At 54.5% G+C, this 21,242-nt stretch carries 14 protein-coding genes; 11 read left to right on the forward strand and 3 right to left on the reverse strand.

Annotated elements, in window-relative coordinates; all coding sequences use genetic code 11:
- Nucleotide 1: 1 nt before the first annotated feature.
- Nucleotides 2-1,708, forward strand: coding sequence for a gamma-glutamyltransferase (ggt, locus tag MJ923_RS01850; RefSeq protein WP_240589664.1), 1,707 nt, complete (start codon nucleotides 2-4; stop codon nucleotides 1,706-1,708).
- A 107-nt stretch (nucleotides 1,709-1,815) separates the two neighbouring features.
- Nucleotides 1,816-2,751: a Dyp-type peroxidase gene (locus tag MJ923_RS01855; RefSeq protein ID WP_240589665.1), complete on the forward strand. Its 936-nt coding sequence runs from the start codon at nucleotides 1,816-1,818 to the stop codon at nucleotides 2,749-2,751.
- A gap of 99 nt (nucleotides 2,752-2,850) precedes the next feature.
- On the opposite strand, the gene argR is transcribed toward MJ923_RS01855, so the two are convergent.
- Complete coding sequence (argR, locus tag MJ923_RS01860; protein ID WP_126165831.1) at nucleotides 2,851-3,315, reverse strand: transcriptional regulator ArgR; 465 nt, start codon at nucleotides 3,313-3,315, stop codon at nucleotides 2,851-2,853.
- A gap of 284 nt (nucleotides 3,316-3,599) precedes the next feature.
- On the opposite strand from argR, the gene mdh reads away from it, so the two are divergent.
- The 7 genes from mdh to MJ923_RS01895 all read left to right on the forward strand — a co-directional run bounded on the left by mdh (nucleotide 3,600) and on the right by MJ923_RS01895 (nucleotide 13,234).
- Nucleotides 3,600-4,535 (forward strand): malate dehydrogenase, encoded by a 936-nt coding sequence (gene mdh, locus MJ923_RS01865; RefSeq protein ID WP_126165832.1) that lies wholly within the window; start codon nucleotides 3,600-3,602, stop codon nucleotides 4,533-4,535.
- A gap of 312 nt (nucleotides 4,536-4,847) precedes the next feature.
- Complete coding sequence (locus MJ923_RS01870) at nucleotides 4,848-5,909, forward strand: efflux RND transporter periplasmic adaptor subunit (protein ID WP_240589666.1); 1,062 nt, start codon at nucleotides 4,848-4,850, stop codon at nucleotides 5,907-5,909.
- Nucleotides 5,909-6,982 (forward strand): efflux RND transporter periplasmic adaptor subunit, encoded by a 1,074-nt coding sequence (locus MJ923_RS01875; RefSeq protein ID WP_240589667.1) that lies wholly within the window; start codon nucleotides 5,909-5,911, stop codon nucleotides 6,980-6,982. The genes MJ923_RS01870 and MJ923_RS01875 overlap by 1 nt, the downstream gene beginning before the upstream one ends.
- A 9-nt stretch (nucleotides 6,983-6,991) precedes the next feature.
- Nucleotides 6,992-10,072: an efflux RND transporter permease subunit gene (locus tag MJ923_RS01880; RefSeq protein ID WP_240589668.1), complete on the forward strand. Its 3,081-nt coding sequence runs from the start codon at nucleotides 6,992-6,994 to the stop codon at nucleotides 10,070-10,072.
- Nucleotides 10,073-10,270: 198 nt separating this feature from the next.
- Nucleotides 10,271-10,867, forward strand: coding sequence for a hypothetical protein (locus MJ923_RS01885; protein WP_240589669.1), 597 nt, complete (start codon nucleotides 10,271-10,273; stop codon nucleotides 10,865-10,867).
- Nucleotides 10,867-11,202 (forward strand): cupin domain-containing protein, encoded by a 336-nt coding sequence (locus MJ923_RS01890; RefSeq protein WP_240589670.1) that lies wholly within the window; start codon nucleotides 10,867-10,869, stop codon nucleotides 11,200-11,202. The genes MJ923_RS01885 and MJ923_RS01890 overlap by 1 nt, the downstream gene beginning before the upstream one ends.
- Before the next feature lie 112 nt (nucleotides 11,203-11,314).
- A complete protein-coding gene (locus MJ923_RS01895; protein ID WP_240589671.1) occupies nucleotides 11,315-13,234 on the forward strand; it encodes a peptidase U32 family protein in 1,920 nt (639 codons plus the stop codon).
- 88 nt (nucleotides 13,235-13,322) lie between these two features.
- On the opposite strand, the gene MJ923_RS01900 is transcribed toward MJ923_RS01895, so the two are convergent.
- Nucleotides 13,323-15,698 (reverse strand): M4 family metallopeptidase, encoded by a 2,376-nt coding sequence (locus MJ923_RS01900; RefSeq protein WP_240589672.1) that lies wholly within the window; start codon nucleotides 15,696-15,698, stop codon nucleotides 13,323-13,325.
- 503 nt (nucleotides 15,699-16,201) lie between these two features.
- On the opposite strand from MJ923_RS01900, the gene MJ923_RS01905 reads away from it, so the two are divergent.
- On the forward strand, nucleotides 16,202-16,579 hold the full coding sequence (locus MJ923_RS01905; RefSeq protein ID WP_240589673.1) for a PH domain-containing protein: 378 nt from the start codon (nucleotides 16,202-16,204) through the stop codon (nucleotides 16,577-16,579).
- 359 nt (nucleotides 16,580-16,938) lie between these two features.
- Nucleotides 16,939-19,962 carry a TonB-dependent receptor plug domain-containing protein gene (locus MJ923_RS01910; protein WP_240589674.1) on the forward strand — a complete coding sequence of 1,008 codons (3,024 nt, stop codon included), beginning with the start codon at nucleotides 16,939-16,941 and terminating at the stop codon, nucleotides 19,960-19,962.
- A gap of 97 nt (nucleotides 19,963-20,059) precedes the next feature.
- Here the strand turns inward: MJ923_RS01910 and MJ923_RS01915 are convergent, their stop codons facing one another.
- Entirely contained in the window at nucleotides 20,060-21,235 is a 1,176-nt protein-coding gene (locus MJ923_RS01915) for an AAA family ATPase (protein ID WP_240589675.1), read from the reverse strand.
- Nucleotides 21,236-21,242 lie beyond the last annotated feature (7 nt).

Consider the following 21,242-nt stretch of genomic DNA (forward strand, 5'->3'; position numbering starts at 1 on the left):
CATGAACAGGTTTTCTACGCTGACCGCAGCCCTGACTCTGGGCTCGGTGTTGGTTTCAGGAGGTGTTTGCGCCATGGACAGGATCACCGGAAAAGCATTTGCGTCCCGCTCTGAGGTATACGCCACCGACGGGATGGCGGCCACCAGTCAGCCACTGGCAACTCAGGTTGCGCTGGATGTGCTTAAAGGCGGTGGCAACGCCGTGGATGCGGCCATTGCGGCCAACGCCATGCTCGGGCTGGTAGAGCCCACGGGGGCCGGTGTCGGCGGCGATCTCTTTGCCATTGTCTGGAATGCCAGGGACAAAAAGCTCTATGGCCTCAATGCCTCGGGCCGCAGTCCCAAGTCCCTGACACTCGAGATGCTTCAGGCAAAGGGGCTTGAGTTTCTGCCCCCCTATGGTCCTTTGCCGGTATCAGTGCCAGGTGCCGTGGATGGCTGGTTTGAACTCCATGACCGCTTTGGGCACATGCCGATGAAACAGGTGCTTGCGCCATCGATTCGCTATGCCGAGCAGGGCTTCCCCGTCTCAGAACTCATCGCCTACTACCTGGCGGGCAGTGCCCGTAAACTGGGGCAGTTTCCAGGTTTTAAAGAAACCTATATGCCCGGCGGCAAGATGCCCGCTGTGGGCGAAATCATGAAAAATCCTGCCCTTGCCAATACCTACCGAAAGATTGCCGAAGGCGGCCGCGATGCCTTTTACAAAGGCGAAATCGCCCGCAGCATAGACACTTATATCAAGGCCAACGGCGGCTACTTAAACTATGAAGATTTGGCGAGCCACAGCAGTGAGTGGATTGAGCCTGTGTCGGTCAATTACCGTGGCTACGATGTGTGGGAGTTGCCGCCCAATGGTCAGGGAATAGCTGCGCTGCAAATCTTAAAGAGCCTCGAAGGCTTTGATATAGCCGCCATGGGCCACGACAGTCCTGAATATGTGCATCATTTTGTGGAAGCCAAGAAGCTCGCCTTTGCCGACAGGGCTCGCTTCTATGCCGACATGGCATTTACCAAGGTGCCGGTGGCCGAACTGATTTCCGAAAAATACAACCGCGAGCGTGCCCGTTTAATTGGCCCAAGAGCCGCCAAGTCGGTGGAGCCGGGCAACCCCAATCTGCAGCAGGGGGATACCGTGTATCTCACCACCGCCGATGCTGAGGGCAATATGGTGTCGCTTATCCAGAGCAATTTCCGTGGTATGGGATCGGGGATGACGCCACCGGATCTGGGTTTTGTGCTTCAGGATCGCGGGCAGCTATTTGATTTAACCCCCGGCAGGCCCAACTCCTATGCCCCGGGCAAGCGGCCGTTTCACACTATTATTCCTGCCTTTGTCACCAAAGATGGCCAGCTCTGGCTCAGCTTTGGGGTGATGGGCGGCGCCACCCAGCCGCAGATGCACGCGCAGATTATCATCAATCTTATCGACTTCGGTATGAACCTGCAGGAAGCCGGTGATGCGCCGCGTATTCTGCATTCTGGCTCCAGTGAGCCTACCGGCGAGGTGATGAGTGATGGCGGCTATGTGAGTCTGGAGTCGGGATTTTCCATGGAAACCCGCCGCGAGCTGGTGAAGAAAGGCCATGTACTTCGGGATGCGCTGGGGGAATTTGGCGGCTATCAGGCCATTGGTGTGGATGTGAAAACCGGCGTTTACCGCGGCGCATCCGAGAGCCGCAAAGACGGTCAGGCGGCCGGCTTCTAGCATGAATCTCAACCAATCTAGTGTAATGTGCGTCGGTCGGTGATATTTTTCGCTAAAGTAAGGGATAATACGACCGACAATGACATATTCAGTAAGGTCTTAATAGTATGGATAAACAGGCTATGCCACGTGAACAATTGGGGGTTTGCGCTGAGGGGAATCTTCACAGCGTTTATCTGATGTTCAATGCCAACGATGGCGTTGAGGCGTCACTGCGCTCTTCTCTGGCCAGCGTTGCCCAGTACCTCTATGACCTCACAGATCAGTATGCCGACAGTGCCTTCAATGGCTTTGTGGCGGTGGGCGCCAATTATTGGGATAGCCTGTTCGCCGATGGTCGCCCGGCACAGCTCAAGCCGTTTCCGGCGATGCATGAAGGTAACCGCGATGCACCGGCGATTGAGTACGATTTGTTCGTGCATCTGCGCTGCGACCGACTCGACATCCTGCACCTGGTGGCCAATGAAGTGAACCAGATGCTGGAAGATTTGGTTGAACTGATTGAAGAAGAGCGCGGCTTCCGCTTTATGGATAATCGCGATCTGACCGGCTTTGTTGATGGCACTGAAAACCCCAAGGGCCGTCAGCGTCAGGACGTGGCGCTGGTGGGTGATGAAGACCCTGAGTTTCGCGGTGGCAGCTATGTGCATGTGCAAAAGTACGCCCACAACCTGTCGAAGTGGCATCGTTTGCCGGTGAAAAAACAGGAAGATATTATCGGTCGCACCAAGGTCGATAACATCGAGTACGCCTCCGCCGACAAGCCGCTTACCAGCCATATCAAGCGGGTAAACCTGAAAGACGAGAATGGCAAGTCGATGGAAATTCTGCGCCAGAGCATGCCCTATGGTTCGGTAAAAGAGCAGGGGCTGATGTTTATCTCTGTGTGCCGCACTCCGGGGCATTTTGAGAAGATGCTGGCCTCTATGGTGCACGGCGACGGTGAAGGTAACCACGACCACCTGATGCACTTTACCAAGGCTGTATCGGGCTCTTCGTTCTTCGCGCCGTCACTGGATTTTCTCATTCGCGAACTCGACTGAACCAGCCAGGCATTGGCTCAATACGTTTTGCGAAAGCAAGCTTAAATAAAAACGCCTCCGTGTGGAGGCGTTTTTTGAGGTCTTGTTGGCTGCCTTGTGTCAGTCGGTGTAGTTGAACAGCGACTTCACTGTATCCAGTGTTTCTTCGATGGTTTTAATGCTGGATGGGCAGATAAAAATGGTATCGTCACCGGCGATGGTACCCAGGATCCCTTCGGGCTTGCCGATGGAGTCCAGCAGACGGGCAATCAATTGCGCAGCGCCCGGACTGGTTCGCACCACTATCATGGCCTGATTGTGGTCCACATCCAGCACCAGATTTTTCAGTGGGCTGCCGGCGGTGGGCACGCCGAGTTCGGCGGGCAAACAGTACACCATCTCCTGCTTGGCATTGCGGGTGCGCACAGCACCGAACTTGCTCAGCATTCGGGAGACTTTGGATTGGTTAATATTGCTGAAGCCTTCGGCCTGCAGCGCATTGACTATCTCACTCTGGGAACCAAAGCGCTCTTCCTTTAACAGCGCCTTGAACGTTCTGACGAGATCATCTTGATTTTTTTGCATAGTGGGCGGCTTTGTAGTTATTCAAAAATCCAGCGCATTCTGCATATTTTTCGGCTAAAAGTCAACATTGCACCAATTTTTGTGAATAAAAATGCAGGTTTGCGCGGCCATCCGGACGGCTGGTCAAACAGGTGTTTCAAAATGCTGACAATACGCATCCAAAATGCCACAAACCCGCAGCCTGCGCGACTAAGGGATAATTGAAATTTGTGTGACTATGCTTTAATGTTGCGCCATCAAATACGGATCTACCTCACAAATTCCGAGATATAACGGAGATTACTATGAAAGTTGCTGTTCTTGGTGCCGCCGGTGGTATCGGCCAGGCTCTCGCCCTACTTCTGAAAACCCAACTGCCTGCCGGCTCACAGCTGTCTCTGTACGACATCGCTCCTGTGACTCCAGGTGTTGCCGTAGATCTGAGCCACATCCCTACCGCCGTTGAGGTAAAAGGTTTTGCCGGTGAAGATCCAACGCCTGCGCTGGAAGGTGCCGATGTGGTACTGATTTCTGCCGGTGTTGCCCGTAAGCCTGGCATGGACCGTTCTGATCTGTTCAACATCAACGCCGGTATCGTGCGTAACCTGATTGAAAAAGTGGCGGTTACCTGTCCAAAGGCGCTGGTTGGTATCATCACCAACCCAGTAAACACCACTGTTGCCATCGCTGCTGAAGTGCTGAAGAAGGCCGGTGTTTACGACAAGAACCGTCTGTTCGGTGTGACCACTCTGGACGTTATCCGCGCTGAGACCTTCGTTGCTGAAGCCAAAGGCGTTGACGTAGCCAGCGTGAAAGTAAACGTGATTGGCGGCCACAGCGGCGTGACCATTCTGCCTCTGCTGTCTCAAATCGAAGGCGTAAGCTTCAGCGATGAAGAAGTGGCTGCTCTGACCAAGCGCATCCAGAACGCCGGTACTGAAGTTGTTGAAGCCAAGGCCGGTGGCGGCAGCGCGACCCTGTCTATGGGCCAGGCGGCTTTCCGCTTCGGTATGTCTCTTATCCGTGGTCTGCAGGGCGAAGCCAACGTGGTTGAATGCGCCTATGTTGACGGCGGCAGCGAGCACGCTGTGTTCTTCGCTCAGCCAGTGCTGCTTGGCAAAAACGGCGTAGAAAAAGTACTGCCTTATGGCGATGTGAGCGCGTTCGAAGCCAACGCCCGCGATGCCATGCTGGATACCCTGAAAGGTGACATCCAGCTGGGTGTAGACTTCGTTAAGTAAGTCTTGCTGATATAAAAAAACGGAGCCTGGTGCTCCGTTTTTTTATGCCTCAAATTTGCCAGGACAGACGGCCCCCAAAGGGCGCGTGGTAAAGGTGCGGACCATCACCGAATCCAATGTTAAATCCACAGTTGATTTACCCGGGCAGCGCGCCGATTTCCCAATTACTGTTACCCTTTTACACACCCGCCGAGTGACTAACCTCCTATATAGATTGGTATTGTGTGCATCATCCGGCAAAGCTGTTAGCATTGTTGTTGAAATGTTATTCAGCCACAGCCATGGGGCAGCCGAAATTTACAGGAGTTTTCAATGACCAAGTTCAGGCGGTTTTCCCGATTGGGAATAGGGGTACTGCTGGGCCTGTGCGGCGCGGCAAGTGTCAGCGCCAGCGTCACTCAGGCACCGCGGCCGGTAAAGGTGACTCAGATTGCCCTCGCCGACGGCATGAGCCAGCGCTTATTGCCAGCCGAGGTACGCGCCTCCGAGCGGGCGGGATTGTCTTTCAGGGTCAGTGGCGAAATTCAGGACATTCAGGTGCGCCCCGGTGAAGAGGTGAAGGCCGGGCAAGTGCTGGCGCTGCTGGATCCTGCGCTTTACGAGCAGCAACTCGAAGTAGCCCGCGCCCAATATGAACTCGCCCGGGTGCTGTATCAGCGCAACTTGAGCCTGGTGGAGCAAGGGGTGGTGTCCCGCAACGATTTCGATAAATCCAAGAGCAACCATGATGTGGCCAAAGCCGCCCTCGATAAGGCCGAGGTTGAGCTGGCCTATACCCGCCTGCTGGCGCCCTACGATGGGGTTATCTCCAAACGCGACAAGCGCCAGTATGAATATGTCCGCGCTCAGGAAACTGTGCTGGGCATTCGCAGCGAAAACCTGATTGATGTGAGCTTCCAGCTGCCGGAGCAGTTTATCGGCGCCATCCAGCGTTATCAGGCCAATACCGGCCGCATCCTTCCGCCGGAAGTGCGTTTCGACAGCCGCGATGCCTGGTACACCGCCAGTTTGAAAGAAATGAGTACTGTGGCTGACAGCGGCACCGGCAGTTACACGGTGATTTTGACCTTGCCGATGCCGGAGCAGCTTAACATTCTGCCGGGCATGTCGGCGTCGGTCAGGGTGTCGCTGCCGGCCGAATCCGGTATGCAGGGGCCGCAAATCCCTGCCGGGGCTCTGCTGGAAGATGCGGGCAAAACCTGGGTGTTCCGCTGGCTCGCCAAAGAGCAAAAAGTCGAGAAAGTCGAGGTGTTGTTGCAGGACGGTAAGCTGATTTCCGGCCTTCAGGACGGCGATTTTCTGGTCATTGCCGGTGCCGATGAACTCAAGGATGGCCAGGCAGCAGTGCGCTGGGTCAAGGAGCGGGGGCTGTAATGATGAAATGGTTTTATGTGGCTTTGCCATTGATGATACTCGCAGGTTGCCGCCAGGCGCCTGACATTGAAGCCAAGCCGGTTCGGGTGGCGGTTTATACCATTCCGCACACCGACAATCAGGTTAATCGCGTCTTCAACGGCGTGGCCCGCGCTCAGGATCTGACCTCGCTGGCGTTTCGGGTTGAGGGCCGTATTGCCCGCATTCCCGTGACCAAGGGCCAGCAGGTAAAGGCAGGTGATGTGCTGGCGGTGCTGGAAAAGAGCGATTTTCAGATTGTGCTTAACGATCGCGCTGCCCGGCTGGATGTCACCCGCAAGCAGGCAGAACGAGCCAAGGTGCTGGTGGATCAAAAACTGATGGCACAGGCTGAATACGATCAGATGAATGCCCAGTATCTGGTGGCCCGCGCCGAGGCCCGTCAGGCCGAGTTGATGCTGGATTACACTGAACTCAAGGCGCCATTTGATGGTGTTATCGGTGATGTGTTTCTTGACTCATTCGAGAACGTCCAGCCCGGTACTGCGGTGATGAGTATTCACCGCACCGAGCGCATCGAAGTGGATGTGCAGGTGCCGGATCTGCTGATTGCTGTGTCACGCCGCGGCGACACAAAGGAGCATAAGCAGGTGTTTGATGTCTCCTTCGAAGCCTTTCCCGACAAGCGTTTTGCCGGTCGTCTGCTGGAAGTCAGCACGGAAAAAGACCCGGTTTCCCACACCTATGTTGCCACCATTGCCGCAGACCTCGAGCCTGGCTTTAAGGTTCTCGAAGGTATGCCCGCCAAGGTAACGGTGGATTTGGGCAAGGTCACCTACACCTATAGTCGCGAATACCTTATCCCCGTGAGTGCGGTGATCATGCGCGATGGCAGCGACATCGACCTGCAGGACGCCGGTGTGTGGCTGTTTGACCCCGCCACAGGTTCGGTGCGTTTTCAAAATGTGACCCTCGGCGTCATCGTTGGGCAGAGCATAGAAGTCACCTCAGGGCTGGAAGATGGTCAGGTGGTGGTAGTGCAGGGCCAATCTCGCCTGACCGACGGTCAGAAAGTAGAACTCATCGAAGGATAAGGACAGACCATGAGCGTTGCAGGCTATTTCGTCAAAAACTCGGTCATCAGCTGGATGTTCACCCTTATTCTGCTGATTGGCGGCGGCGTTGCCTTCCTTGGCCTTGGCCAGCTGGAAGACCCGCCTTTTACCATCAAGGACGCCGTGGTGGTCACCCTGTACCCCGGCGCAACCTCCACCGAGGTAGAAGAAGAAGTGACTTATCCGGTGGAAAAGGCCATTCAGGCCTTGCCCTATGTTGACAAAATCAAGTCACTGAGCACGGCGGGGCTGTCGCAGATCACCGTGACCATGAAAAACAACTATGGTCCCGAAGAGCTGCCGCAGATTTGGGATGAGCTCAGGCGCAAGGTCAATGATATGGCCTCCAGCCTGCCGCCGGGAGCACAGCATCCCATGGTCAATGACGACTTTGGCGATGTGTTTGGCATCATGCTGATGATCACCGGTAAAGACTACAGCTACCGCGATCTGAAAGACTATGTCGACTACGTGAAGCGCGAGCTGGAACTGGTGCCCGGTGTGGGCAAGGTGTCGCTGGCCGGGGAGCAGAAAGAGCAAATCTTTGTTGAGATGTCCCTCAATAAGGCGGCAAGTTCCAATCTGGATCCGAACCTGATCTCCGATCTGCTGAACTCACAGAACATGGTGTCGGATGCGGGCAATATTCAGGTGTCAGGTGACAACCTGCGGATCCGCACCAGCGGTGGATCCCGCAGCGTCGAAGAATTGCAGGAGCTGATTATCCCCGGCACCGAAGGCGATAAGCTGCTGTATCTTAAAGACGTTGCCACAGTTCGCCGCGGTTATCAGGAGATCCCCACCAATGTGCTCAGCTTCAATCAGGAACGCGCCATCAATCTGGGTATTTCCTTCTCCAGCGGTGTCAACGTGGTGGAAGTGGGCAAGGCGGTGGATGCGCGTCTGGCGCAAATCGATTCGGCCCGCCCGGCGGGGATGAAAATCGAATCCATGTACAACCAGCCGGTGGAAGTGGATAAATCCGTTGGCAGCTTTGTGTGGAACCTGATTGCCGCTGTGGTGATTGTGATTGGGGTGCTGCTGCTGTTTATGGGCGTAAAAAGCGGCATCCTGATTGGCCTTATCCTGTTTTTGACCTGTCTTGGCACCTTTATCCTGATGCTGCAGGCGCAAATCGAGCTGCAGCGGATTTCCCTCGGGGCGCTGATTATTGCGCTGGGGATGCTGGTGGACAACGCCATTGTGGTGGTGGAGGGCATTCTTATCGGTCGTCAGCAGGGCAAAACCACCCTGGAAGCGTCCGAAGCCATCGTTAAGCAAACCATGTGGCCGCTGCTGGGGGCGACCGTGATTGCCATTACCGCCTTTGCCCCCATCGGCCTGTCGCCTGACTCCACCGGCGAATTTGCCGGTTCGCTGTTCTGGGTACTGCTGTTCTCGCTGTTTTTATCCTGGATCACCGCCATCACCATTACCCCTTTCTTTGCCAAGCTGTTTTTCGGTGAAGCAGGGGAGCCACAAGTCGAAGGCGAGGCCAAAGACCCTTACGGCGGCGCCTTCTTCACCTTCTACAAGGCGATGCTGGATCTGTGCATGCGTTACCGCTATGTCAGCGTGATTGCGGTAATGATCGCCTTTGTGGCCTCGGTGGTGGGTTTTGGCTATGTGAAACAGTCCTTCTTCCCGCCATCCACCACGCCCATCTTCCTGGTAGACGTGTGGCTGCCTGAAGGCACCGACATCCGCGAGACCCAAAAGGTGCTGGGTGCCATGGAGCAAAAGGCGACCAAGCTTGAGAACGTGGAATTTGTGGCAACCTCGGTTGGCCGCGGCTTCCCGCGCTTTATGCTTACCTACTCACCCGAGAAGAATTATGCCGCCTACGGCCAGATTGCCATCCGCACCAGCGACTTTGAGACGCTGGTAAGCGTGATGACTACCTTCCGCGGTGAGATGGAGCAGGGCTTCCCGCAGACCCAGCTTAAGTTCAAGCGTCTGGAAGTAGGACCTTCCACCGATGCCAAAATCGAGGCCCGAATTTCCGGGGCCGATCCGGATGTACTGCGCACTCTGGGGGCTCAGGTTCAGGCGGTGTTTGCCGCCACGCCTGGCACGGTAAACGTGCGCCATGACTGGCGCGAACGAGTTAAATTCATAGCGCCCAAGTTCAACGAAACCCAGGCCCGTCGGCTTGGGATTGTGAAAAGCGAGGTCGACAAGGCACTTAAATTTGCCTTCGCCGGTTTGCAGATTGGGGTATACCGCGAAGGCACCAATCTGGTGCCCATCGTTGGCCGCCTGCCCGATGATGAACGGGTGGATATCGAGTCGCTGGAGAGTATCCGCATCTGGAGTCCGGTGCTCAAAACCCTGGTGCCTTTGCAGCAGGTGGTGGATGGCTTTGAAGTGAAATTCGAAGACCCCATAGTGCAGCGCCGTGACCGCAAACGCACTCTGACAGTGTTTGCCGATGCGGATTTTGAATATGACATTCTGCCGGCCGAGCTGTTTTCGAAGATGCGTACTGAGGTGGAAGCCATCGAGATGCCGGTCGGCTACGAGCTGGTGTGGGGCGGTGAGTTTGAGTCCTCCCACGATGCCCAGGAGTCGCTGTTTGCCACCTTGCCGCTGGGCTTTTTGTTCATGTTCCTTATCACAGTGTTCCTGTTCAACTCGGTGCGTAAGCCTTTGGTTATTTGGGCCTGTGTGCCGCTGGCCATCATAGGCATCACATTGGGGCTGTTGGTGCTTGATAAGCCGTTCAGCTTTATGGCGCTGCTGGGGATGTTGAGTCTGTCGGGAATGCTGCTGAAGAACGGTATTGTGCTGCTGGATCAGATAAACCTTGAAATCAATGAAGGCAAAGAACCCTTCGAGGCGGTGTTCGAATCCACCGTCAGCCGGGTGCGGCCAGTGTGTATGGCGGCCATTACCACCATTTTGGGGATGTTGCCGCTGATCACCGATGCTTTCTTTGAATCCATGGCGGCGGTGGTGATGTTTGGTCTGGGGGTGGCGACCATCCTCACCCTTATCATAGTGCCGGTGTTTTACCTGATTTTCTTCCGGATCCCATATCGCTCTTACCGGGAGTTTGGCAAATCCTGACCGGGACCCGCTGGATTACACCTGTGTAATATTTGAGCTAAATGTTTAAAAACGACCGATTTTTCGGTCGTTTTTTTATCAACTTTTACAACCTACTATGGATATTTATGACCGCTTGCTGGTGGAAATTTGAACACAAATGATGGCTCATGGTAGATTGAAAGCGGATTAGCGAAACACTTTGCGATTAAAGCGACCATGGACAGATATAAACTCTCTAGCGAAGAGCTGGACAGCTTTAAAGAGCTGTTTGCCATCGAACAGGGAGATGAATTACCCGATGCACATCGGCTGACAATTACCACAGAAGTGCCTGAATTGGTTGCGCGCCTGCTCGGGAAGGCCAAACTCACCCTGTTGGCGGAAGTGAGCCACTACAAGCTCTTTTTCCCGCTGTCGATGCACATAGACGAATTGGGACAGTTCAGTCCTGAACTCGGGATCCCAGAGGTGCTCGATACCCGCGGCAGCGAACGCAGCTGGCGGCTGACGGACCTCGACGGAGTCGTGGTGAAGGCAACCGAAGGCGGTAAGCCGCTGCAGGTGCTGTCGCTGTCGAGTTCCGGAGTTACCTTGAAAGAGCAGGGCGAGCTGGAAAGTGCCGGCGAGATGCAGCTTGAGCTGCCCGGCGGCGAGTTGGTGCCTCTGGCTGTTGAGCCGGTCCGCAACGAAAACGGTGTGGTCGCCGCCCGTATTCTGGCCAGTCGGGAAGCCCGCGAAGCCCTCAGACGCTTCCTGTTTGGTCGTCACCGGGCGCTCTATGCTGACCTTTATAAGGACTTAACTCCCGGATAATGGCCAATCTTTTCTCACCGCTGCCAAGCGACCTTGCCAACGAAGTCTTTGAAACCCTCGCCAGCTCATCCGGTTGCCGCATCGAGCGGATAGTCTCTCTTGGTCACAGCACCGCCGAAGGCCAATGGTACGATCAGGACGACCACGAGTGGGTGATCCTGCTCAGTGGCAGCGCCGTGCTGGCATATGAAGATGGCAGCCGGCTGACATTGGCACCCGGTGACTATGTCAATATCCCCGCCCATGTGCGCCACCGGGTTGAAGCAACTGCCGAAGACATCCCCAGCGTTTGGCTGGCGGTGTTTTACCGCCCTTCTGGCGCAGTCGACCGCTGATTATTTTTTAAACGCCGGCTCATAAGTCTTTTCTGAAAGACTGGCTCTGCTATACTCTGCGTCCGATTTTTCTACCGGGCCATTCAGTCAGGCCAGCAGACGAGTTTGATTCATGAGTACAGAAGGCGTTGAGATTTTCATTCCAGGCAAATCACTGGCCCAGGCGACCCCTGAGCCGGTAAAACTTGCCGACAATAAGCTGGAGCTTTTGGCCCCGGCGAAAAACGCCGACTACGGAATTGAAGCCATTCGTCACGGTGCCGATGCTGTGTACATCGGCGCACCGGCCTTTGGTGCCCGCCATACCGCCGGCAACAGCATTGCTGACATCGCCCGTCTGTGCGATTTTGCCCACCGCTACCATGCCCAGGTGTTTGTTACCGTCAACACCATCATGTTTGACTCTGAGCTTGAACAAGCCCGTCAACTGATTTGGGATGTGTATGAAGCCGGTGCCGATGCCATTATCGTGCAGGATCTTGGTCTGCTCGAAATGGATCTGCCGCCAATCGCGCTGCACGCCAGTACCCAGATGGACAACCGGGTGCCAGCCAAGGTGGCCTTTTTGGAGCACGTGGGTTTCTCCCAGGCGGTGCTTGCCCGTGAGCTTAGTCTGAGTCAGATCCGCGATGTGGCCGCCGAAACCAAGCTGCGCCTCGAGTTTTTTATCCACGGCGCCCTGTGCGTGGCCTTCAGCGGCCAGTGCTATATCAGTGAAGCCTATACCGACAACCGCAGTGCCAACCGCGGTGAATGCTCGCAGCAGTGCCGTATGCCGGGGAATCTCAAGACCCGTCAGGGCGAAACCATTGCCACCAACGAGCACATGCTGTCGCTTAAAGACAACAATCAGACCGAAAACCTCGAAGCGCTGATTGATGCCGGTATCCGTTCGTTCAAGATTGAAGGGCGTCTTAAAGATTTAAGTTACGTGAAGAACGTGACTGCCCACTATCGTCAGCAGCTCGATGCCATTATCGCCCGTCGCCCTGAGTTTGAGAGCGCCTCCCACGGCCGTTGCAGCTACAGCTTTGTGCCGGATCCGGACAAGAGCTTCAACCGTGGCAAGACCGACTATTTTGTTCATGAGCGCAAGCCCGAGATTGCCGACTTCCGCACCCCGAAGTATCTGGGTGTTGCCGTGGGTAAAGTCAGTAAAATCGCTAAAGATCATATTGTTGTGGATTCTGATACCGAGTTTCACAATGGCGATGGCCTCGGCTTCTTTGCCCGTAACTATGAAAAGGCGCGTCTGTCGGACGATAAGCTCACCGGGTTTCGGGTAAACCGTGCCGAAGGCAAGCAGCTGTATTTGAAGAGTATTCCAGAAGAGCTGCGGGTGGGTGTGACCCTGTATCGCAACCACGATCAGCAATTTGAAATGTTGCTGGCCAAAGAGTCTGCCGAGCGTCTGGTTACGGTCGATTTCGCGCTGGAAGAAACCGCCACTGGCCTGAGCCTGACCGCCGCCGATCGCCACGGCCACAGCGTGACTGTGAACGCCGATTTTGAAAAGCAGCAGGCCAAGGATGTTGCCCGCAACTGCGAAGGGCTGAAAAAGAACCTCGGCAAGCTGGGTAACACAGACTTTATGCTGGGCAAGGTAAATGTGGGCAATGCCGGTGGCGTGTTTGCGCCAGCATCCATTATCAATGGCTTGCGCCGTGATGCGGTAGAAGCGCTGTCAAAGGCCCGAATCGATGGCTATCAGCGGCCAACCCCCTGGGAGCGTGACGACAGTGTGCGCTATCCACAAAAAAGCATGACTTACCTTGCCAACGTGGCTAACCAAAAGGCCAAGGACTTCTTTACCCGTCATGGGGTGGTATCGATTCGCGACGCCTATGAAGTGCGGCCGGTAAAAGGTGATGCGCCCCTGATGATCACCAAGCACTGTATCCGTTACAGCTACAACATGTGCCCCAAGGAAGTACCAGGCATCAAGGCTGAGCCGCTGGAAATGGAACTTGGCGGCAAGCAATTCAAGCTGGTATTCGACTGCCACAAGTGCGAGATGCTGGTGGTGGGTTAATCCCAGCAGCAAGAATGGATTGAAACGACAAAAAGGGCGGTGAATTTTCACCGCCCTTTTTTTACTTTTACAGCGTTATTTCAGAGTATTACTGGCAGCTTCCCAGCAGGGTCCACACGTCCCATGGACCTGAGAACACCTCTGGGCTCTGGCCCTGGTTCCACCAGTTGGCGAAGTACTCCTTGCCATTTTGTGAAACCATATCCCCCGACAGGTATACGGTCACGCCGTCCCATGGCTGGGCGCTGCAGCTGCCGTTGCCACCGCCGCTGACATTGACGGTTTTGCTGGCAGTGTGGCTTAAGCCTTCAGCATCGGTAACGGTCAACTGTACCTGATAGTTACCTGCGGCGACGTAGTTGTGGCTTGGGTTGGTGGCCGAGCTGCCGTTGCCATCACCAAAGTTCCAGCTGTGGCTGGCCACACCTTTGTCGTCCTGCGCCAGGCTGGTGAAATCCACCGCGAGGCCATTGGCGCTGTAGCTGAAGTCGGCTACCGGGGCCTGATTATCGCCACCATTGCCGCCGTCACACTTGTCCAGCTTTTGCCACACGTTGGTGTACACATCGGGCGCGGCGCCGGTTGACCACCAGATGGCCTCGTAGTTGTAGCCCTTGTATGACACGCGATCGCCAAGGCTATAGGCGGTCGTTGCGTTCCAGGCTGCGGTAGTACACTCGCCCGGACTGGTGCTGCCAACACTGATGGTTACCTGATGCTCGTCGCTGAGGCCTTCGGCATCGGTCACTTTCAGGGTTACTGTGTAGCTGCCTGCGCTGGCATAGCTGTGACTTGGGTTGGTGGCGGTGCTGCTGCTGTTGTCGCCAAAGTTCCAGCTGCGGCTGCTGATCCCCTTGTCGTCGCTGGAGCTGTCGCTGAAGCTGACGGTCAGGCCATTGATGCTATAGCTGAAGTTGGCATTGGGCGCCTGATTGCTACCTCCGCCGCCACAGCCTGAACCATCTTTGGCGCCACTGCCACTGATGCCGACGCCTTCGAGTGAAGCCACTACATCATCCACGCAGTAACCCAGATCTTTGGCCGCCTTGTAGACGCCCTGGCCCGCGCTGTTGAAGGTAGCGTTGGCAGTCCAGTACAGCTGGTTGGCGCGCACATAGATGTCGAATGCCTTGCGGATGTTCCAGCCGGAGGTGGTCGACAACAGATAAAACGCCTTGTTGTACACGCCTGAGCTGTGGTGTACATCTATGCTGCTGTTGTATTGGCTCGCATGGTCGATAGAGCGGCCATCCTGGGGCGGGTTGTTCATGTAGCGCATGGCGCCACTGCCTTTTTTGATCTTGTCGCCAATCTGCCAACTGAAACTGCCGGTGAGGTAGTAGCTGGCCGCAGCCGCTGCGATATCTGAGAAGGACTCGTTCAGGCCGCCCGACTGATACTGGTATTCAAGGTTGGAGTTTTGCTGGGTGAAGCCGTGGCTGACTTCGTGGGCTACCACGCCAAGGTCAACCAGTGGGTGGAACACTGTGTTGCCATCGCCAAAGGTCATCTGCTGGCCGTCCCAGAAGGCGTTTTCATAGTTGCGGTCATAGTGAACCCGCATTCTGAGTTTTTGGCTGATGGGGGCCTTGTTGTACCAATCGCGATACATGTTGAAGGTGACCTGACCAAAGGCGTGGGCATCGTTCAGCGCCGAGTAGCCGCCATTCACTTCACGGGCGGTGTTTTCGTAGCAGGGGAAGCTATGTACGCTGCCACCTGAGGTGGCATGATTCATGTCCCAGGTTTCCACATTGGTGCTGTCGAGGCGGCAGCTGCTGCCACTGCCGGTGACTTCAAACGCCGGGAAGGTGCCGTTGGGCCCAAAGGTATAGCGGCCGGTGCGCTGGTTACCGCCAGGGCCGGTACCAGAGGCAAACGCCATGGCATCCCAGCTGTCGAGCAGGTCACCCGAGTGGGCATCGATAAACAGCATAGGGCGAACCGGGGCCTGACCGGGCTGAAGGTGGACGTATGAAATCTGCCAGGCAAGGTGCGCCTTATCTTTGTTATCCAGCCAGATAAATAACTGGCTTTGCACATTTTCTACTTCATCGCGGCTGAGCTGTACCCCGGTGTGACCCAGGGCCTGCTCCACTGCGGTATCCAGGTCGTACTTGGGTTTGAGTGACGGCAAATCCTTTTCAATCCCAACGATTTGCTCGCCATAGAGGCCATGAAGCTGCTTCATGGCCGAGCGGCTGGCTACCACTGATGCGGCATACACAGGGATGCCCTGGTGGAACTGCTGAAAACGACCTTTCTCATCCCCGCCGGGAGTGGCGGCAAAGGTGACCGCTTGATAATCGCCGCTGTCGACCGCGGTGAACATCCTGTGGGCCTGTGAGGCCTTGTTGGCGGCATTGCTCTGGTGAAGTTTCACCCGCTCTGCGGCCACGGCCTGAGTGGAAAGGATACTGGTTACTGCGAGGGCACAGAGTGCGAGTCTTGAATGGAAATGCATGTTTGACTCCGATTTTGCTGTTGTTATTGGGCGCACAAACCGAAATAAACCACATGCCGTCATCCGTAACTGCAACTGATAAAAGGCAAATTATAACGGCCGAGGCCGATTTATAGTGACTCCCGGGTAGCCCGGGGCGCTTCTGCATGGAAGCGGTTTTTACCATATGCCTGACATAAAAATTCATCAAATTGTATTTTTTATGCTGTCGCGGGGTGGTTGTGGACTCTTGTTTACAAATGTGTAACAAATTCGTGCCGCTTTTATGCTCATCAGGATACAGGCAGTTTTAGCCGCCATTTTGGGTCCATTGCGGATTGTGTAAAAAGTGTACGCCTTGGCTTACAGTGAAAGTTTCTCAAGCTAAATCTGATATATACCGATTGGATATAATATATCGCGATTGGTTTTTAACCGCTTTGAATCCATAGCCCTATCTGCAGTATGCTGTGGCTTTACGCGGCCAAGAGCTGCCGCAGAATGCACGACAAGGGAGGTGTAGCTTGGGATTTCTGAATGCCCTGATGGGGAATGCCAGTGAAGTGGATTTGTCGGAGTTGACCGCCGAGTTGTCGCCCATTATGGGGGATAACGAAGAGTTGCAGCTGGCGTACAAAATCGTCCGCGATATGTTTGTGTTTACCAACAAGCGCCTGATCCTGATTGATAAGCAGGGCATGACCGGCAAGAAGGTGAGCTACCACTCGATCCCCTACAAGGCGATTGTTCACTTTGAAGTGGAAACCGCCGGAACCTTCGATATGGATGCCGAACTGAAACTGTGGATCTCGGGTCAGCACGATCCGCTGGTGAAGGAACTTAAGCGTGGCACCGATGTGGTTGGCATTCAAAAGACCATTGCCCGCTTTATCCTCGGATAAAGTTGTACCCGCCGATATCCAAGCCGCCTCAGGGCGGCTTTTTGCTGCTTTAGTGCGTCTCTATTTTATCTCTATCGCCCTGAACCTCCGCTTTTAAAGTCGCACCGAATTTGACTTAAATGACTGAATATAAATAAATAGATTTTAAATAGAGATAAAAGTGGGATAGAAACGACTCCCCATTGATTGCCCTCACTTTGCTGCACCCGTAAAAACGACTCAGACCGTTACCTCTTTGTTAATCAGGTTAATGAATGTAACGGCGGGGAGGGGGCCGTCATTTGTTGCCGTGCCCTTATGCGCATCGAAAACGAACAGCAAAAACACTGCAAGCAAAGACAAGCAGGGAAGGGTGAAGCATGAAGAAAACCATTCTGACATTGGCCATTCAGGCGGCGGTATTGGGCAGCGTGTCCATGACTGCACTGGCGGCCGACGAAGTGGAGGTTTCCCAGGTTAAGGGAAGTCAGCCGCAGCAAACCGCTGAACTTGAACAGCAAACCATTGAAAAAATTTCTGTAACCGGCTCGCGCATTAAGCGGGACAGTTTTTCTTTGACCACACCAATCGTGGGTCTGACATCGGAGGATATTTCAGATGCGGGCCTGGGGTCTTTGGCTGAAGTTTTGGTTGATCAGGTGCCATCAATTGCTGAAGGGGTAAGTAACACCAATTCCCAGTCAAGCGTGCAGAACACGGGTCTGTCGACCATTGATCTGCGTGATTTGGGTACAGACAGAACCTTGACCCTTATCGATGGTCGCCGTGTGGTGTCCAACAGTTACTCAGGCAACTATGTAAGCTTATCCACTATCCCAACTGCAATGGTTCAAAAAGTGGAAATCATCACCGGCGGCGCCTCTGCCGTGTATGGCTCTGATGCTATTGCTGGCGTGGTAAACATTATCACCAAGCAAGACAAAACGGGTTTTGAGTTCAATGCCCGTGGTGGTGAAACCACCAATGGCGGCGGTCGAGAGTACACATTCGACTTAGGCTACGGTACTGATTTTGCGGGCGATAGGGGCTATCTGTACGCGAGTGCGACCTATGAAGAGCAGAAAGGTCTGATGGCCTCTGACAGGGATCGTGGCCTGTACGAGTCTGTTTATGCCTATGATACAGATGAAATGTGTAATGCCATGAAGACCGAAGATGGCTATCGTTGTATGCGTGATATCACCCCCGATGATTGGCGTGAGCGCAGCAACGATATTCCCGGTGGTCGTTTCGAAAGTAATGCGTGGTGGTATGACGGCACTGAGCTCAAAGAAGGCTTTAAAGAGGAACGAGACGGCTTCAACACCTTTGAAAACGTGATTCTCAAAGTACCCGAAGATTCCCTGGCAGCAGCGGTTAAAGTGGATTTCGACTTAACTGATGATTTGAAGTCGTATGCGCAGGTACAGTTCAGCAAGAACAATTCCTTCCGAGGTGGTGATGCCGAGGGGCAGGATTACAATGATGCCGAACTGTATTTTGACCCTGTAACAGGAGAGGCCAAAACGATTGCCCCAGGCTCAATCAAGCCAAATAACCCCTTTGTACCAAGTGTGATCGGCGATATGGCTGGCTCCAGTGTGTCCTGGGACAGACGCTTCAATGAAGTCGGTCCCGTGGAGACAGAGAACGAGCGGACAACCATTCGTACCTGGGCTGGTCTGCAGGGCTATGTGTTTGGCGACTGGACCTGGGATGCTTCCGTTGGTTACGGTACCTTCAAACAACGCCAGCAGCGTTATAACGAAATCAGTATTGTTAAGCTAAACCGTGCATTGAAAGCCGAATACGCTGAAGATGGCACAACTATTCAATGTATTGGTGAAGAAGCTCAGGCCGATGGCTGTGTGCCTATCAACATATTCGGTGAAGGCTCAATTACTGCTGACGCTGCCGATTACATTCGTGTAAATCCTTATATTCACACCGATATCAGTCAACTCAACTTCCTGGCCTATATGAGTGGCGAGCTATTCGAAATGCCTGCTGGTGGGGTTCAGTCAGCTTTCGGTGTCGAATATCGCAAAGATACTCAGGAAATTAAGGTAGACAATGAGCTGAGAAGCCTCGCAATAACCTTCAACGATGTTCCTCCCTTTAAAGGTGATGTTGAGGTCTATGAAGCGTTTGGTGAGGCAACCCTGCCTTTACTTAGAGATGTAACCGCAGCGCACAAATTGGATTTGGACGTATCGCTGCGTCTGGCACAGTACAGCCAGAAAAATATTGATGGCATTCTGCCAAGTTATAAATTGGGCCTCTTCTGGGAACCTGCTGCCGACTATGCTCTTCGTGCAAACTATGCAACCGCGCACCGTGCTCCAGGTATCACAGAGCTTATGTCACCTCCTCGTGGCGACTATGACTCTGTTACCGATATCTGTGACGGTGTGGAGGCTGGCACTGAGGGACGATTTGCAGAAAACTGTCGCAAAGATCCCGGTGTTGCTGCAGCAATTGCTGCCAACGGAGTGTATGAGGATGAGGGCGGCTCAAAGTACTCGCCTAACGCGGGTAATGAAGAGCTGATTGAGGAGAAAGCAGACACCTATACTCTGGGCTTTACCATGGCCCCGGAATTTCTGCCTGGCTTTAAGTTTGCAGTGGATTACTACGACATCACTGTGACGAATGCCATTAGTTCATTCTCAAATGAAGATATCCAGGCGCTTTGCTATGACTCAGATCTGGCTTACGGAGCAGAGAATCCTTATTGCGCAGACATCAAGCGCGATGAAGAAGGGCAACTGACTCAAATTATTCAACGTGAACAGAATCTGGATGAAATCTCAACTCGCGGCTATGACGTTGCCATGGATTACAAGTTCGACATGGACTCATGGGGCGACTTAAAGCTCAGAGCTAACTGGACCCATGTCCTTTCCTACAAAGTTGCATATACAGCGGTAGATGGCACTTACTTTGAAGAAGACTATGTTGGTGAGCTCAGCAGTGGCATCTTTGAAGACAAGGCTACGGTATCGCTTACCTGGCAGTACGAAGATCTGCGTCTGCGTTGGACCACCAAGTACAAAGGACCAATGGTTGATGACTATCGTCGTATGGAGTCTTTGGAAGAAGCATTGGTGGAAAACCAACAGGCGTTGGATGCGGGCACTGGCGGTGTAGAAGACCCAGAAACAACACTGGCTTTCTATGATTATGGTTCCTACATCACCCATGACTTCAGCGTTTCGTACACCATGGATGTGGCTAAGCAAACAGAGCTTCGCCTTTACGGCGGTGTGCGTAACATCTTTGATAATCAGGGGCCATGGATCCCTGCATCGGGAGTGTACAACACTGGCCGCGGCAACTACGACAGCCTCTACGGCGGTGGTGTGGGTCGGTACGCCTACCTGGGAGCGGAACTCAAGTTCTGATAATGGAGCGGCAAGGCGGTAACGTCCTAGCCGCAGAATAAAAGTGTTGTTGCAAGCGCAAGGCCGCTTCCCACATCTCCCGGGAAGCGGTCTTTTTTTATCTGTTGTCCAGGCGCCAGTTCCAGCTGGGGGTGGTGAGTAAATCCTGGCCGTAGAGCGTTGATTCCCCGAGGGTCTTCTCCAGCATCAACATCTGGCAGTTGTCATCTTCGATGAGCGCATTAATCAGCCGCTGGGCATGGGAGACCACCCACAGCTGACTTTTTCCCGAGGCGTGGCGGATAAGCCGTGCCAGTGCGGGCAGCAGATCCGGGTGCAGGCTGGTCTCCGGCTCGTTAAGGACCATTAAGGCGGGAGGTCTGGGGGTCAGCAGCGCCGCAGTAAGCAGTAGATACCTTAAGGTGCCATCGGAAAGCTCGGCGGCTCTCAGTGGTCTTAGCAGCCCCTGCTGATGAAAACGCAGCTCCAGCATGCCACCTTCCAGCGCGGCTATGCTCACCCGGGCGCCGGGAAAGGCGTCATCTACGGCCCGGTGCAGATTATCGCCCTGGCCAATCTCAAAAATGGTTTGGATGGCGCTGGCCAAATCATTGCCATCGTGGGCCAGCACCGGGGTGCGGGTGCCAAGCTGCACCTGACGTGCAGGCGCAGCGGCATCGGTGCGAAAGTGATCGTAAAAGCGCCAGGCGCGGATATCGTCCCGCAGGCGCAACAGCTCAGGCGCCTTATGCGGATCGGCAAGCTCGGTAAAGATGCTGTCGCTCAGGGCGAGGTGCTGACTGAGCACTTCCCAACGCCCCTGAGCATCGCGACTTTTGACCACATGACCACGACGTTCAATCAAGGCGCTGGAGGGCCGATACTTGGGGCCGTGCCAAATGGCCTCACGCTTGATTTCCGGGTCGAGGCCAAACAGGGTAGTGCCGTCGGGCTTTGGCAGCCCAAGCTCAATCAGATAGCTGTAGTCAGTGCCGGCAAAGCCGAGGCGCACCCGTTTGCTTTCCTGCCTCACAGTTGCCTCTATGGGGAATTCCCCCTGCTTTACTGCGCGGCTGAAATGTTCAGGGCCTGCCCAAAAACAGGAGTCTATGCCGCCTTCCCGCGCCAGCGCAGAGGTGACGCCGCCCTGTGCGGTCAGGGCCAGCAGACGCAATGCTTTGTATAGATTTGATTTGCCGCTGCCGTTTGGGCCTGTGACCAGGGTGAGTTGCCCAAGTGGCAATACCAGATCCCGCAGGCTGCGGTAATGTTGAATGGCTAAGGTGGTCAGCATAAAAGCC

Origin of the sequence: Shewanella zhuhaiensis (assembly GCF_022484835.1) — a bacterium.
GTDB lineage: Bacteria > Pseudomonadota > Gammaproteobacteria > Enterobacterales > Shewanellaceae > Shewanella > Shewanella khirikhana.

Coding starts and splice junctions, on each gene's coding strand:
- MJ923_RS01885 (WP_240589669.1), top strand. CDS start 10,271: ATGGACAGATATAAACTCTCTAGCGAAGAGCTGGACAGCTTTAAAGAG.
- MJ923_RS01910 (WP_240589674.1), top strand. CDS start 16,939: ATGAAGAAAACCATTCTGACATTGGCCATTCAGGCGGCGGTATTGGGC.
- MJ923_RS01895 (WP_240589671.1), top strand. CDS start 11,315: ATGAGTACAGAAGGCGTTGAGATTTTCATTCCAGGCAAATCACTGGCC.
- MJ923_RS01875 (WP_240589667.1), top strand. CDS start 5,909: ATGATGAAATGGTTTTATGTGGCTTTGCCATTGATGATACTCGCAGGT.
- ggt (WP_240589664.1), top strand. CDS start 2: ATGAACAGGTTTTCTACGCTGACCGCAGCCCTGACTCTGGGCTCGGTG.
- MJ923_RS01880 (WP_240589668.1), top strand. CDS start 6,992: ATGAGCGTTGCAGGCTATTTCGTCAAAAACTCGGTCATCAGCTGGATG.
- mdh (WP_126165832.1), top strand. CDS start 3,600: ATGAAAGTTGCTGTTCTTGGTGCCGCCGGTGGTATCGGCCAGGCTCTC.
- MJ923_RS01870 (WP_240589666.1), top strand. CDS start 4,848: ATGACCAAGTTCAGGCGGTTTTCCCGATTGGGAATAGGGGTACTGCTG.
- MJ923_RS01900 (WP_240589672.1), bottom strand. CDS start 15,698: ATGCATTTCCATTCAAGACTCGCACTCTGTGCCCTCGCAGTAACCAGT.
- MJ923_RS01915 (WP_240589675.1), bottom strand. CDS start 21,235: ATGCTGACCACCTTAGCCATTCAACATTACCGCAGCCTGCGGGATCTG.
- MJ923_RS01890 (WP_240589670.1), top strand. CDS start 10,867: ATGGCCAATCTTTTCTCACCGCTGCCAAGCGACCTTGCCAACGAAGTC.
- argR (WP_126165831.1), bottom strand. CDS start 3,315: ATGCAAAAAAATCAAGATGATCTCGTCAGAACGTTCAAGGCGCTGTTA.
- MJ923_RS01855 (WP_240589665.1), top strand. CDS start 1,816: ATGGATAAACAGGCTATGCCACGTGAACAATTGGGGGTTTGCGCTGAG.